This is a genomic window from Sulfurimonas sp. CVO (assembly GCF_009883775.1).
GTDB lineage: Bacteria > Campylobacterota > Campylobacteria > Campylobacterales > Sulfurimonadaceae > Sulfurimonas > Sulfurimonas xiamenensis.
Genome location: NZ_CP033720.1, coordinates 1,847,525 through 1,861,098, shown reverse-complemented (window position 1 = coordinate 1,861,098; position 13,574 = coordinate 1,847,525). Strand labels below are relative to the sequence as shown.

Below are 13,574 nucleotides of genomic sequence, written 5' to 3'. Positions count from 1 at the left end.
TACTTTTACATAGATATAACATTATTTTAGGTATAATCGCGAAAATTTTTATCTTGGTTATTTTTAAAAAACCAAAGAAGGAAGCCTTGTGCAAAAAATTAGAAATATTGCAGTAATTGCCCATGTTGACCATGGAAAAACAACACTGGTAGATGGACTTTTAGAACAATCAGGAACATATGGTGCTCATGAACATCATGATGAGCGTGCTATGGATAGTAATGATTTGGAAAAAGAGCGTGGTATTACGATTCTTTCAAAAAATACTGCAATCCGCTATAAAGATCATAAAATTAATATTATAGATACTCCGGGTCACGCTGACTTTGGCGGTGAAGTTGAACGCGTTTTAAAAATGGTAGATGGTGTTTTGGTACTTGTTGATGCGTATGAGGGTGTTATGCCTCAAACAAAGTTTGTTGTTAAAAAAATGCTTGCACTTGGTAAAAAACCAATTGTTGTTATAAATAAAATTGACAAACCTTCAGCAGATCCTGATCGTGTTGTTGATGAGATGTTTGATCTTTTTGCTGATATGGGTGCAACTGATGATCAGCAAGATTTCCCAATTATTTATGCAGCAGCTCGTGATGGTATAGCTAAACTTGATATGAGTGAAGAAGACGGTGATTTTCAGTGTATTTTTGAAACTATTTTAGAACATGTTCCTGAGCCTGAAGGTGATAGAGAAAATCATACACAAGCACAGGTTTTTACACTTGACTACGATAACTATGTCGGTAAAATAGGTATCTCTCGTATATTTAACGGTGTTATAAGAAAAGGTGACAATGTTATGCTTGCAAAAGCTGATGGCGAACTTGTAAAGGGCCGTATTACTAAACTTATAGGTTTTCACGGTTTAAATCGTATGGAAATTCAAGAAGCTGAAGCAGGTGATATTGTTGCATTTGCCGGTTTAGAGACCGTTGATGTAGGAGATACTGTATGTGATCCTGTAAATCCGATACCGCTTGATCCAATGCATATTGAAGAGCCGACTTTAACAGTTGTATTTTCTGTAAATGATTCTCCGCTTGCAGGACAAGAGGGTAAACATGTAACTTCAAATAAACTAAAAGATCGTTTAGAAGCTGAAATGACTACAAATGTTGCTATGAAACTTGAGGTTGTCGGTGAAGGTAAATTTAAAGTTTCAGGTCGTGGAGAGCTTCAAATAACAGTACTTGCTGAAAATATGCGCCGTGAAAATTTTGAGTTTGGTGTATCTCGTCCAGAAGTTATTGTTAAAGAGATTGAGGGTGTTAAGTGCGAACCTTTTGAACATCTTGTTATTGATGTTCCTGAAGAGTTTAGCGGCTCAGTTATTGAGCGTCTTGGAAAAAGAAAAGCTGAAATGAAATCTATGGTTCCTATGGGACAGGGATTTCAAAGAATTGAGTTCGAAATTCCGGCTCGCGCACTTATTGGATTCCGTGGTCAATTTTTAACAGATACAAAAGGAGAGGGTGTTATGAATCACTCTTTCTTGGAGTTCCGTCCATACAGCGGCAGTGTTGAATCAAGAAGCTACGGTGCATTAATAAGTATGGAAAACGGTGAAACATTAGCATATTCACTATTTAACATTCAAGATCGTGGAGTTCTTTTTATAGGACCTCAAACTAAAGTTTATGAGGGAATGATTATCGGTGAACACTCTCGCTCAAATGATTTAGTGGTAAATCCTATCAAAGGAAAAGCTCAATCAAATGTCCGTTCAAGCGGCGCAGATGAAGCTATTAAACTTGTTCCCCCTCGTGACATGTCATTAGAGCGTGCTTTAGAGTGGATTGAAGATGATGAACTTTTAGAAGTAACTCCTCAAAGTATTCGTATTCGTAAAAAATTCTTAACTGAAAACGAAAGAAAAAGACACTCTCGTAAGTAATTTACTATTTTCACACATGATAACATGTGTGAAATTTTTATATATAATCTTAATTTTGCTATACTAATTCCAACAAATATCCATTTAAATATTAAAAAGGGCAAATTATGGATGGATCGTTATATATAATATCTTTAATTGTAGTTGTTTTACTCGCTTTTGTTTTTTACAGAAGTAACAGTTTTAAGTTGATGTTACTTGTTTTAGCAGTTGGTGTTTATATTATTTACGCACATAAAAGCGGGAATACACCGTCAAAAGTTAAAAATGAAATTATTGAGTCTATTGATAAATCAGCAAAAGATTTTAGTAAATCCCGCGGTGTGAAAAAATATGATGAAGAGAAGATAAAAAAAGAGGTAGCAGATTAAAATATTAGTTATTTAATTTAAAATCTCTTTTTATATTCATGACAGTATGGTTTAGCTCTTTTTTTCTCATAATAATTTTGATGACTCTCATCTGCTGCATAAAATTCTGATTTATCCAATATCTTTGTAGCAACTTTGTATCCGTTTGCTTTAAGTTTTTTTATTAAATTTTGAATTATTTCTCTCTCTTTTTCATCTTTTACAAAAACAGCAGAAAGATATTGTTCTCCTATATCTGGGCCTTGACCATTTGTTTGTGTCGGATCATGAATTTCAAAAAATGTTTTAGCTATTTTTTCATAGGATATTTTATTTTTATCATAAACAACTTCAACAGTTTCAAGATGCCCGGTATTTGAGCGCACAACCTCATAATAACTTGGATTTTTTATGTGTCCTCCCATAAAACCTGAAGTAACTTCTTTAACTCCCTCTAGTTTTTCCAGATGATATTCCACACCCCAAAAGCATCCGCCGGCAAAATAGGCATAGGAAAGATTTTCATCTTTAATATCTGTTTTTTTTGTAAGATTTAGCGATAGTGAATTTACACAGTGTCTTGTGTTTTTAGAAGTAAAACCTTCACCTTCAAAAACATGGCCCAAATGGGCACCACAATTAGCACATACTATCTCTACTCTTTTGCCGTCTTTATCAGGAACTCTTTTTATGGCACCTTCAATGGCATCATCAAAGCTTGGCCATCCAGAACCTGAATCAAACTTTGAACTTGAATCGTAAAGGGGAGCATCACAAAGTTTGCATGTGTATAGACCTTTTGATTTTTCATTTGTATATTTACCCGAAAATGGTCTCTCAGTGCCTTTATGCAGCAGTATATATTTTTCCTCTTCGCTGAGTTTTTCTATTTTATCACTCCAAGGTTTTAAATCAAATGCATTCATAGTTGTAATTAAAAGTATGAAAAGCGTAAAAAATTTCATACCCTGCTCCTCTTAGATAATATTTTTAAAATAATTATAAGTAAGATATATATATTTGAATATAGAATATTTTTATTAAAATAATTTATAAAGCATATTTAAAGATATGACAAAATTTTGACTTTTTTATAAAAACAAAATTTTCATAAAGATATAATATCATACTAATATTTTCGGAGTAAATGATGAACAGAAAAAAGATATATAATCCTGATTCAAATGAAAGTTTAAATGAGAGAATGATATTTGGCGGCAATCCGACTGGCATATTTGAATTAAATGATATCAAGTATCAATGGGCTTATAATCTTTGGGAGATGATGTTAAACAATACATGGTTTCCAAAAGAGGTTGATATGACCCGGGATGTAAGTGATTATAAGCAAATCACTCAAATGGAAAAAGATGCTTATGATAAAGCACTTGCGCAGCTTATTTTTATGGATTCACTTCAAACAAACAATATAATGGACAATATTAATCCATTTGTAACAGCTCCGGAAATAAATCTTATTTTGGTTCGTCAAGCTTTTGAGGAAGCACTTCATTCTCAAAGCTATGCTGTTATGGTTGATAGTATCTCTGCAAACAGCAAAGAGATTTATGATCTTTGGAGAAAAGATATGATGTTAAAAAATAAAAATGATTCTATTGCCAAAGTTTATGAAGAACTTGCAAAAAATCCATCAGACCAAAATTTTGTAAAAGCATGTTTTGCAAATCAAATATTAGAGGGTATTTATTTTTACAGCGGTTTTACATATATTTATACACTTGCAAGAAGCGGAAAGATGTTAGGTTCTGCACAAATGATTCGATTTATTCAAAGAGATGAAGTTACGCATTTAGTTCTGTTTCAAAATCTTATAAACTCACTTAAAAAAGAGAGACCTGAACTTTTTACCCAAGAGCTTAAAAATGAAGTGATTGAGATGTTTAAACAAGCAGTAGCACTTGAAGTCGCATGGGGAAAATATATAACCGGTGGACAAATTTTAGGTTTAACAGATGATATTATAGAGCAGTATATTAAATATCTTGCAGATGACAGACTTGCATCAGTTGGATTTGCTAAACTTTATAATGTAGCAAATCCTATAAAATGGGTAGATGATTTTTCAAAATTTAATGACCAAAAAACTAACTTTTTTGAGGGAACTGTGGCAAACTACTCAAAAGGAAGCTTAAGCTTTGATGACGACTTCTAAGAAGAGTAGATACAAGCTCTGCTCGCTTCTTTTTGAAACCACTGACAACTATAGTACTAATCTGCAAACACTTTTGGATTTGATAAATAAGACATCCGAAAAATCTATTATTGTTGCTCCTGAAGTCTGTTTAACCGGTTTTGATTATGAAAATTATGATAAAGCGTTAGAGTTTAGTCTTGAGGCAGATGAGAAGATCAAAAGTGCTTCAAAAGATAAAATAATAATTCTAACAATGCTTGAAAAAAGAGAAGGCAAAATATTTAATATTACCAAAATCTTTTTTAACGGCGAAATTGTCCATGAAAGAGCAAAAGCAAAACTTTTTCGTTTTGGAGATGAACATAAATATATGCATGAAGGAAGTAGTGATAATATTAAAATAGTTGAGATTGACGGTATAAAGATAGGTATCTTAATCTGTTTTGAACTTCGTTTTAAAGAGTTTTGGAAAAAACTTGAAGGGTGTGATATTATTGCAGTTCCATCTTGGTGGGGTGTACTTAGAAGTGAACATTTTAAAGTTTTAACCCAGGCATTGGCAATTATAAATCAGTGTTATGTTATAGCAAGCGATTCTCAAAACAATGAGTGCACAAAAATGAGCGGGATTATAACTCCTCATGGTGAAGATAAGAGAAATAAAAATAAAAGTTGTTTAGAGATTAAATATGATAAAAAAGAGATCACTTCAATGAGAAGATATATGGATGTTGGAATTGGATAGAATTACTGCAACAAAAACTGCAAAATTGGCTGAGGATTGTCATAAAATATTTTCACTTAGTGATAATGTGAAAAATGCAATTGCTAAAACAAACAGAGAGGAGTTTGTACCCTCGGGTTTTAAACACAATGCCTATAAATTAGATGCTCTGCCAATGGGTTCTGCTCAATGGATAAGTTCGCCTTTGACGGTTGCTAAAATGACTGAGTATCTTAAACCAAAAGGTGCAGACAGAGTTTTGGAGATAGGCTGCGGTAGTGGATATCAGGCGGCAGTTTTATCGCACCTTTTTCGCGGTGTATTTACCATAGAGAGAATTGAGCCGTTAATATTAGAGGCAAAATTACGCTTTAGAAAGTTAGGTGTAAGCAATATTCATACACGGCTTGATGATGGACAAAACGGCTGGATTCAGTATGCTCCATATGACAGAATTCTTTTTTCTGCAACTGCAAATGAGATACCTGTGAAAATTTTTGAACAACTTTGTGATGGCGGAATTTTAGTAGCACCAATGCAAGTAGGCTCAAAACAGATTATTACTCGTTTTAAAAAAACAGGAACAACTTTGCAAAAAGAGGAGCTTGAAGAGTGTGATTTTGTCCCCATTTTAAATGGAATTCAGAAGTAAAAAGCACTAAAACACTTTAAGTTTTTTATTGTAAAATAGTATTTATCTAAAGTAGGATTGATGATGGAAAATATGTATGGCATAAAGTATTCAAAACCTGAAGTAGTTTTAATGCAAGATACTGGCATAGGCGTAGCTGAAGCAGCGGCAAGAACTTGTTATGATTCATTTGAAAATAGTGAAAATGAAGTTATAAGATATATTGAAAATCATATGCCTGATAGTTCTGCATGCCAAAAAATAAATAAGATTGAGGAATCAAGTCTATTAAATGATTTGGCTTGGACATACTTTCATCACTCTATTTTAGAGCATGCAAATTTAAGTTTTTTGATAAGAGGAACTTCTAGAGGTGTACTTCAAGAACATGCAAGACATCGTATACAAGCGATTTCTGTTAGAAGTACACGCTATACTATGAGTTCTGTAATAAATGCTTTTGTTGCTTCACAAACAACTGAGGACAGAGAATTTTTTATAAAAAAAGTTTTAGGTTTTGATATGTTTGTTACATGTGATGAGGAGTATAACAAAATCGAAATTGATGCTATGTATGAGAAATTAAAATATCAATCAAAAATGCTTGAAGATTTCAATAGTATTGCTGTAGCAAAAAGTTCATTGCCTTTTTTAGAAGAGTTTAAAGGCAATCCGGATGCACTTTTTAAAGCGCTTGAGAGTGGAAAAAAGAAGCGTAATGTTGGAGATGCTTTTAAACATATTATAAGTGATAATGTAAAAGTTGATATGATTGTAACATTTAATCTTAGAAGCTTAAAAAACTATTTTACACTTAGAGACAGTGGTGCTGCCTATTTTCAGATAAGATGGCTGGCTCAGGAGATGATGAGAAAAACACCATCAAAATATTTAGATCTAATAATTAAAAAAGGTTAATTTTATGTTGAAACTTAGTTTAATAGCTGCTTTTGTATTTAGCGGCTGCTCCTACTTTGAGTTTAATTATGCAATGTGTGAAAGTATTGGGCCCAATGCAGATCCTCAGATAATAGAAAAGTGTAGAAATTATAATGAAGAAGAGGCGCAAAAAGCGTTTGATAACACAAAAACAGAATCATCCAGTGATGAAGATGTTTTAAAATTTAAAAAAGATTCAGGAGAGTAGATGAGTGTAGAAAAAGAGTTAGAGGCTAGAAGCGGCGGTGTTTGTGAGTTATGCGGAAGCAGTGAAGGTCTTAGTGTTTTAGAAGTTGCACCTTCTGATGGAAGTGCAGAACAATCCATATATGTATGTTCAACCTGCAGAGATCAGATAGAAAATCCTGAAAATATGGATGAGACACATTTTAATTGTCTTAATGACAGTATGTGGAGCGAAGTTCCTGCTGTTGCAGTTATGTCATATAGAGTGTTAAACGCTCTTGGCAGACAAGATTTGATTGATATGATGTATATGGAAGATGATATAAAAGCCTGGGCTGACGCCGGTTTAAAAAGTCAATCAAACAGTGCGGTTGTAAAAGATTCTAACGGTGTTGTGCTAAACGCAGGCGACAGCGTTGTTATTATCAAGGATTTAGAAGTTAAAGGTGCAGGTTTTACTGCAAAAAGAGGAACAACTGTTAAAAACATTACAATTCCTCAGGATGTACCTGATCATGTAGAGGGTCGTGTGAATGGAACGAAGATTTACTTAAAAACAGAGTTTTTGAAAAAAGTATAAATGAAACCCGAAAATAGATTTTATCAAATAATTGATGATTTTAGAAATCCGTATGCAAGGGACAGAGACAGAATAATTCACTCCGGCAGCTTTAGAAAATTAGAGTATAAAACACAGGTTTTTTTAAATCAAGAGGGCGATTTTTTTCGTACGCGTCTTACACACTCTATAGAGGTTTCCCAAATTGCCCGCTCTATTACCTCCCATTTGGGACTTAATGAATCATTGGCAGAAGCAATAGCGCTTTCACATGATTTGGGGCATACCCCTTTTGGGCATATTGGCGGAGATACGCTTGATGAGTCTCTTAAAAACGATGGCTATGCAAATGGTTTTGAACATAATTTTCAAAGCTTTAGAGTCGTATCTTCATTAGAGAAGAGATATAACGGTTTTAACGGTTTAAATCTTACATTTGCCACATTGGAGGGAATCTTAAAACACTCCTATCCCTATAAAAAAAGTTTTTTACCACCTATAATTCATGAACAGTTTAATTTAGATACTCATCCAAGCATAGAAGCGATGGTTGTTGATCGTGCCGATGAGATAGCTTATGTGACTCATGATATAGATGACGGTATAAATTCAGGTTTAATTACATTTGATGATCTCAAAGAGAGCCAGCTGATACAAGAGATTTTAAATAAAGTAAATGAAGAGGGTGTGTTAGAGCAAGAGGAGGAGATATTTAGGTATCGTTTTGTTTCACATCTTATCAATCATCTGGTTTATTCGCTTATTGAGTACTCAAAAGAGAAAGTTGATAACTCTAAAATACTCTGTGCAACTATTGAAAGCAAAACTAAGCTCCCTGTAGGTTTTGATTTAAAACTTGAATCTGAGATAAAAAAGCTTAAAAAACTGCTTTTTACAAAACTTTATCAACATAAAGATATTATGATTAAAATGTATGCCGGAAAACAGGCTATTAAAGGTCTTTATAATGGTCTTAAAGAAGAGCCTAAGATGATGCCTTCGTTTTACCGTTCACAGTTAGATAGTAAAAACAAACATAGAGTAATTGCTGATTATATAGCTTCAATGAGCGATAGACATGCGTTGTCATTTTATAATGAGATGTACGGGAAATTGTAGTTAAAGTTGAAGAGTAAAAAAATATAAGCCCGAAGGCTTATATTAGAGGCGTGATTCGTAGCGTCTCTACATAGCCTTTTTTCAAGTTTCTTAAAGTAGATAAAAACTTCAATCAAAGCCCTTTACAAAGGGAGTTTAACATAGTATAATAATTATCAAGTAAAATCAAGTAAAGTCTATTTCTAACCTCTTTAGTTATAAATGAGTTAGAAATATAAAGGGATTTTTTGCAATGATAAAGACTAAAAAAACGGGCGTCTATTACAACACTTTAGAAGACGGCGATAAATCATTTTATTTTAATTATAGAGATAAGACTGATAATAATAAATTAAAATGGGTGCAAGTTGGTAAATATTCAGAGGGCATAAGAGAGATAAATGCTTTTAATCTTAGAGCCGAGCAGTTATCTAAAATGAAGCACGGCGAAGATATAACCGTAATCGCTACCAAAAAGAAAAAAGAGATAGTTACCTTTGATGATTTAGCTCAAACATATTTCAAGGATAAAAAAAGCACTCCAAACAGAATGAGTCGTTACAACACTCATATAAAAGAAGTAATCGGTAACAAAGATATACACAAAATAAGCAAAGAGACCATAGAGAAACTTTTAAAAGATGTTGAAGCAACTGGTAAGGCAAACCAGACCTTAAACAGCATTAAAGAGCTTATAAGCACGATATACAATCATCACATTAAAAAGTATGATTTAGAGATAGTAAATCCTTGCATAAAAATAGAGAGATACAAAGTCGATAACAATCGAGAGCGATATTTATCTTTATCGGAAATCAAACAACTCAAAGAAGCTATAAAAGATGATTTTTTAGTGAGCCTCTTTGTAGATTTATCATTACAGACGGGCGGTCGTTTTGAGACAATCTTGCATATACAAAAAAAAGATATTAATTTAGATAGTGGAACGGTTACGCTCAAGAACCTCAAAACAAAAAGCACTTACACGGGTTATTTACAAAACGAGTTTTTAGAGTCTATTAGCGAATATCTTAAGGGATTAAGCATAAATGATTTTGTAGTTAGCTTCAAAGATGCACACGATACGAAACTCACACAAAGACAAATACAGCATAGAATCAAGCCGTTATTAGATAGATTATTCAATAAAGGACTTGATACAAAAGACGCAAAAAATAGAGCAGTAATTCATACTTTTAGACATACCTTTGCTTCACATCTTGCAATCAATGGAGTGCCTATTTTTACAATCAAAGAGCTTATGAACCACGCCAAGATAGAACAGACTATAAGATACGCAAAACTAAGCCCAGAGAATGGAAAAAATGCGGTGCAGGGGCTTTATAGATGAAAAATAAGTACGATTATGATTTTATGGAAATGAGTTACATTCTTTGCAGCCAAATAGGAATAAATATTAAAATATTAGACGGTAAAGTCTATTTTGAAACATCTGAAATCATTGTATGTTTAGATACTAAAGATGAAGAAATAATTACACTAATAACTGCTACTGATGAGCCTTTTGAAAGTATTGTAGAGAATGTGTTGCAGTTAAATATTTCAAGATTATTGAGTAAAAAAGCATTTCATAGATATATTGAAAATAAATATCCAAATAGTGATTATTGTGAATATGCAACATTATTTGAAGAGTATAAAGTGCTTATTGAAAATAATAGAAATGAAGCGCTCAAAGTTATTAACCAAAATGTAACAAAAGCGATAAGTGATAAAGAGAGAGAAGATAATGCGGAAGTAATAAAAATCAAGCCGTATGAAATTAAAGGAAAACTATCCAGTATATTAAATGAGACAATTAAAGAGGCTAGAGAACTAACTAAAATAATTTATAAAGATAAAGAATATGACTATACCAAATTAGACTTTTTATATGATTTGGAAGTTGTATGGGTAAATTCAATAAGAGAAAAAACAGGTATGGATAAAATTTCATTATCTTTTAAAAATAAAGAACCAATAAAACTAGAAACAAATGAACAAGGAAAATACTACTCACCTGCTTTAAGACATTCACTAATAAGAATAGTAGAGCACACACACGAAATGACTAAAACAGAGAGAAATTTTTTTATTGTATATTTTTTACTTAGTGATTTTAAGGATATTGAAATAGCGAGGGCTTTATGTACTGCAAAGTATAAGGGTAAATCAATAATGGATAATCGTACATTTAAGAATAAACTAAAAGAAATTTCAACTTCTGACTTTCCAAATCCTTTAGTCCATTAGACTAAACTTAGTATTGCAAAATAAAAAAATAAAAAAATAATTTTGCATACCCTCTATTGCAAAAAAAAATTATTTCTCACTTTGAACCGCATATTTTAATTTAATAAACTTACATCATACAAATAAGAACTTGCAAGGATAAGCTTTTTAGTTTATATCTTATTTGTTTAGAGGTTGCAATCTCATAATTTAATCCACAAAGGAAAAAAGATTATGAGTAATAAATTACTTACAGATGAGCAAAAAGATATTTTTAGCTTGATGTTACCACAGTATGGAGCGGTGTTAAGCCAGAATGACGCCTCAAAGTGTTTAAAGAAGTCGTTAGCGACACTTTACAGAATGAGAGAGCAGGGAATCGGACCGAGCTATAAAAAGCTTGATAGTAAGTCTAAAAACGGCACGGTGGTATATCCACTCCAAGAGATTGTTAGATACTTGACTGAATCTAATATTCAAACGGCTTGAGGTGGTGCTATGAAACTTGAAAAACGAATCAAGAGAATAGTATCTCTCACGGTGGAAGATTTTTATAACAGCGGTTACAGCACAGACGAAAGCCCAGAGAGTTTAAAGGTGTGGTTATGTGATGCACTTATGCAAGATGAGAGCATAGAAGACGCTCACGCATATGAAATATCTCTCAAGGTGCTTGAAATGCTCAATAGCCTTGATATGGTAGATTTAGAGCTTATTCATAACATAGTTTTAAAAGAGTATCAAGCCAAAGGCACTATTACTATTCAGTTTGACGGGGTGCGATTATGAAAAATGATAACGAATTTGTAATCATAAACGGTAAGCCCTCAAAGATTATTTACAATAAATCAAAGGCTAAAAAGTGGAGCTTAAAAGATTCAAATATCGACACTCTCAAGATATTAGATGAACTCTTAAAGTTTAAAGATAGTAGTTTGAAATATCCGAGCGGTATAACTGTAATCAATGGAGCTGATACAATCACTTTAGCATCAAATTTACATATAAGCCGTCCAAGTAATCATATAGGAATTATAAGAAGCGGATTACAAGCAAACACGCTTTTAACTTACAGACCAAAAAACGAGCGTGATATATATGCAATAATCAAAAGTGATGAGAGCATAAAAGATGCTGAAGCCGTAAGAGAGAGGCTTTTAAAAGTTGTTGAGAGTAAAGATGTAGAACTCTCAAAAGCTTATGAAGATAATCGGAAAAATTGACTCTATAAGCTTGAGAAGTAAGGATTTTGAGAAGATGTTTACAAGTGAAGATTATATCATAGTAACAGTCAAAGGCATAGGAATATTTGAACCAAAGTTATGGAGTGATACTTTTAAAAAGTCTCTCACACAAAGCATAATGGAGGCGAAAATACTCCATACCTCAACGGGATTGACTATTGCACTCAAACGCTACAATAGAAGCCCTACAAAGCAAACTTTAGATATTGCAGGGCTTAGAGGCTATGATGATAAAGCAATGGATTTAAACAACTTCTTACAGTCTCACTTCTTAGAGTTTATGGAGTGTGAAATCAAGCGGATAGATGTTTGTTTTGATTTTGTGAAAGTTCCTAATCGGATTATAAAAAAATTATGTTTGTGTAGAGATATTGTTAAGCCAGTATTGAACACAACTTATATGAAGACAAAGAGCGAGGGAAAAACTAATCAAACGCTTGATATAAAGATGTACGATAAACAAAAAGAGGCGAACTTACCCAGACCATTAGAACGGGTGGAGTTTTGCTTCAAGGGTGCTTATTTCACAAAGGGAATGAAGCTCAAGGATGTAGACAAAAAGTTTCTATCCAAGATGGAAAAAACTATATTTAAATTTAGTGGAATAGATGCAAAAATATCCTCTATAAGTAACATATAGTAAATTTTCCAAAACAGCCCGTGCAAACTCCACACGGTACGGGCTTAAATACACTTCTTAAACTTTGCTGAAAGTGAAACTAATTTCAAGCATAAAAAGAGAGCAGTTAATAACACTAATCAGAGCTACCAAGATGCGAACATCACACAAAAAAACTCATAGGTACTGTAAGAGCTTTTTTATATCACGGATACTGAAAGGCTCAAAAACTCTCTAATTATCATTTTTTTAAAAGTGAGTTAAGTGTTATAAATGTTATAACTTATGCTTATGTAATGGTACTTCAAGGCATTAACCAATTAACCTAAAGTATATTAACTAATCAAATATAATTAACCAAAGGCTTATATCTGCTCTATAAGGCACGAACTCATTTTAAGTGATAGATTGTAGGGTAAAATGATTTTATACGGTGCTGATGAGGTAGTACTTTTTTATCGGATAAAGTAAGGTTAAAAAGTAGAAAATTTGATTAGTGGTTATAAATAGGTTAGAAATGAAGTGAAAAAAGAAAACTTAAGAAGTGTAACAAAGCCCGTAAACACGGCTTTTAAACCGTGCAAACTTAAGCTTAGAGGCGTGATTCGTAGCGTCTCATCATATAAAGACGCTTAAGCATTTTCTTACGAGAAGCAATTTTGAATTTTTTACGCTTTTCAGTTTCTGTTTCATGGAAACGGCGAGCACGAGCTTCTGTAACGATTAAGTTACGGTCAGTCTGCTTTTTGAAACGACGGTAAGCTGCATCAAAATTATCATCACTGCGTAGTACGATACCAGGCATATCACATCACCCACTTTCTGTAAAAATTTAGAATCGAATTATATCATAAATATATTTTATATTAAAAATTATTTTGTAAATTTGTAAATTTATTTTAAATATTGATATGATTTAAATATTTTTATATTAAAAAATATAAAA

At 32.6% G+C, this 13,574-nt stretch carries 17 protein-coding genes; 15 read left to right on the top strand and 2 right to left on the bottom strand.

What is annotated here, in order from left to right:
• Nucleotides 1–88: 88 nt before the first annotated feature.
• Both typA and CVO_RS09500 read left to right on the top strand, forming a co-directional pair.
• Complete coding sequence (typA, locus tag CVO_RS09505; RefSeq protein WP_152298468.1) at nucleotides 89–1,891, top strand: translational GTPase TypA; 1,803 nt, start codon at nucleotides 89–91, stop codon at nucleotides 1,889–1,891.
• Nucleotides 1,892–1,998: 107 nt separating this feature from the next.
• Nucleotides 1,999–2,262 carry a hypothetical protein gene (locus CVO_RS09500; protein WP_159571963.1) on the top strand — a complete coding sequence of 88 codons (264 nt, stop codon included), beginning with the start codon at nucleotides 1,999–2,001 and terminating at the stop codon, nucleotides 2,260–2,262.
• Nucleotides 2,263–2,279: 17 nt separating this feature from the next.
• On the opposite strand, the gene CVO_RS09495 is transcribed toward CVO_RS09500, so the two are convergent.
• Entirely contained in the window at nucleotides 2,280–3,206 is a 927-nt protein-coding gene (locus tag CVO_RS09495) for a bifunctional methionine sulfoxide reductase B/A protein (protein ID WP_152298470.1), read from the bottom strand.
• A 185-nt stretch (nucleotides 3,207–3,391) separates the two neighbouring features.
• Here CVO_RS09495 and CVO_RS09490 point away from each other — a divergent pair, with 185 nt between their 5' ends.
• The 13 genes from CVO_RS09490 to CVO_RS09430 all read left to right on the top strand — a co-directional run bounded on the left by CVO_RS09490 (nucleotide 3,392) and on the right by CVO_RS09430 (nucleotide 12,649).
• Nucleotides 3,392–4,414 (top strand): ribonucleotide-diphosphate reductase subunit beta, encoded by a 1,023-nt coding sequence (locus CVO_RS09490; RefSeq protein WP_152298471.1) that lies wholly within the window; start codon nucleotides 3,392–3,394, stop codon nucleotides 4,412–4,414.
• A complete protein-coding gene (locus tag CVO_RS09485) occupies nucleotides 4,401–5,141 on the top strand; it encodes a carbon-nitrogen hydrolase family protein (protein WP_188093721.1) in 741 nt (246 codons plus the stop codon). Before CVO_RS09490 ends, CVO_RS09485 begins: the two co-directional genes overlap by 14 nt.
• Nucleotides 5,125–5,772, top strand: coding sequence for a protein-L-isoaspartate(D-aspartate) O-methyltransferase (locus CVO_RS09480; protein WP_188093722.1), 648 nt, complete (start codon nucleotides 5,125–5,127; stop codon nucleotides 5,770–5,772). Before CVO_RS09485 ends, CVO_RS09480 begins: the two co-directional genes overlap by 17 nt.
• Before the next feature lie 63 nt (nucleotides 5,773–5,835).
• Nucleotides 5,836–6,669, top strand: coding sequence for an FAD-dependent thymidylate synthase (locus CVO_RS09475; RefSeq protein ID WP_152298472.1), 834 nt, complete (start codon nucleotides 5,836–5,838; stop codon nucleotides 6,667–6,669).
• Nucleotides 6,670–6,673: 4 nt separating this feature from the next.
• On the top strand, nucleotides 6,674–6,898 hold the full coding sequence (locus CVO_RS09470) for a hypothetical protein (protein WP_152298473.1): 225 nt from the start codon (nucleotides 6,674–6,676) through the stop codon (nucleotides 6,896–6,898).
• Entirely contained in the window at nucleotides 6,899–7,456 is a 558-nt protein-coding gene (locus CVO_RS09465) for a PhnA domain-containing protein (protein ID WP_159571960.1), read from the top strand.
• Nucleotides 7,457–8,554: a deoxyguanosinetriphosphate triphosphohydrolase family protein gene (locus CVO_RS09460; RefSeq protein WP_159571957.1), complete on the top strand. Its 1,098-nt coding sequence runs from the start codon at nucleotides 7,457–7,459 to the stop codon at nucleotides 8,552–8,554.
• A 232-nt stretch (nucleotides 8,555–8,786) separates the two neighbouring features.
• Entirely contained in the window at nucleotides 8,787–9,884 is a 1,098-nt protein-coding gene (locus CVO_RS09455) for a tyrosine-type recombinase/integrase (RefSeq protein WP_159571952.1), read from the top strand.
• Nucleotides 9,881–10,786 (top strand): hypothetical protein, encoded by a 906-nt coding sequence (locus CVO_RS09450; protein WP_159571949.1) that lies wholly within the window; start codon nucleotides 9,881–9,883, stop codon nucleotides 10,784–10,786. Before CVO_RS09455 ends, CVO_RS09450 begins: the two co-directional genes overlap by 4 nt.
• A gap of 213 nt (nucleotides 10,787–10,999) precedes the next feature.
• Nucleotides 11,000–11,254 (top strand): helix-turn-helix domain-containing protein, encoded by a 255-nt coding sequence (locus CVO_RS09445; RefSeq protein WP_159571946.1) that lies wholly within the window; start codon nucleotides 11,000–11,002, stop codon nucleotides 11,252–11,254.
• 9 nt (nucleotides 11,255–11,263) lie between these two features.
• Nucleotides 11,264–11,554: a hypothetical protein gene (locus CVO_RS09440; RefSeq protein ID WP_159571943.1), complete on the top strand. Its 291-nt coding sequence runs from the start codon at nucleotides 11,264–11,266 to the stop codon at nucleotides 11,552–11,554.
• Nucleotides 11,551–11,988 (top strand): hypothetical protein, encoded by a 438-nt coding sequence (locus CVO_RS09435; RefSeq protein WP_159571940.1) that lies wholly within the window; start codon nucleotides 11,551–11,553, stop codon nucleotides 11,986–11,988. Before CVO_RS09440 ends, CVO_RS09435 begins: the two co-directional genes overlap by 4 nt.
• Nucleotides 11,966–12,649, top strand: a complete 684-nt coding sequence (locus CVO_RS09430; protein WP_159571937.1) for a hypothetical protein — start codon at nucleotides 11,966–11,968, stop codon at nucleotides 12,647–12,649. Before CVO_RS09435 ends, CVO_RS09430 begins: the two co-directional genes overlap by 23 nt.
• 571 nt (nucleotides 12,650–13,220) lie before the next feature.
• Here CVO_RS09430 and rpsU read toward each other — a convergent pair.
• The gene (gene rpsU / locus CVO_RS09425; RefSeq protein WP_021286775.1) at nucleotides 13,221–13,433 is read right to left on the bottom strand and encodes a 30S ribosomal protein S21; all 213 of its coding nucleotides are present in this window, start codon (nucleotides 13,431–13,433) and stop codon (nucleotides 13,221–13,223) included.
• Nucleotides 13,434–13,574: the final 141 nt, after the last annotated feature.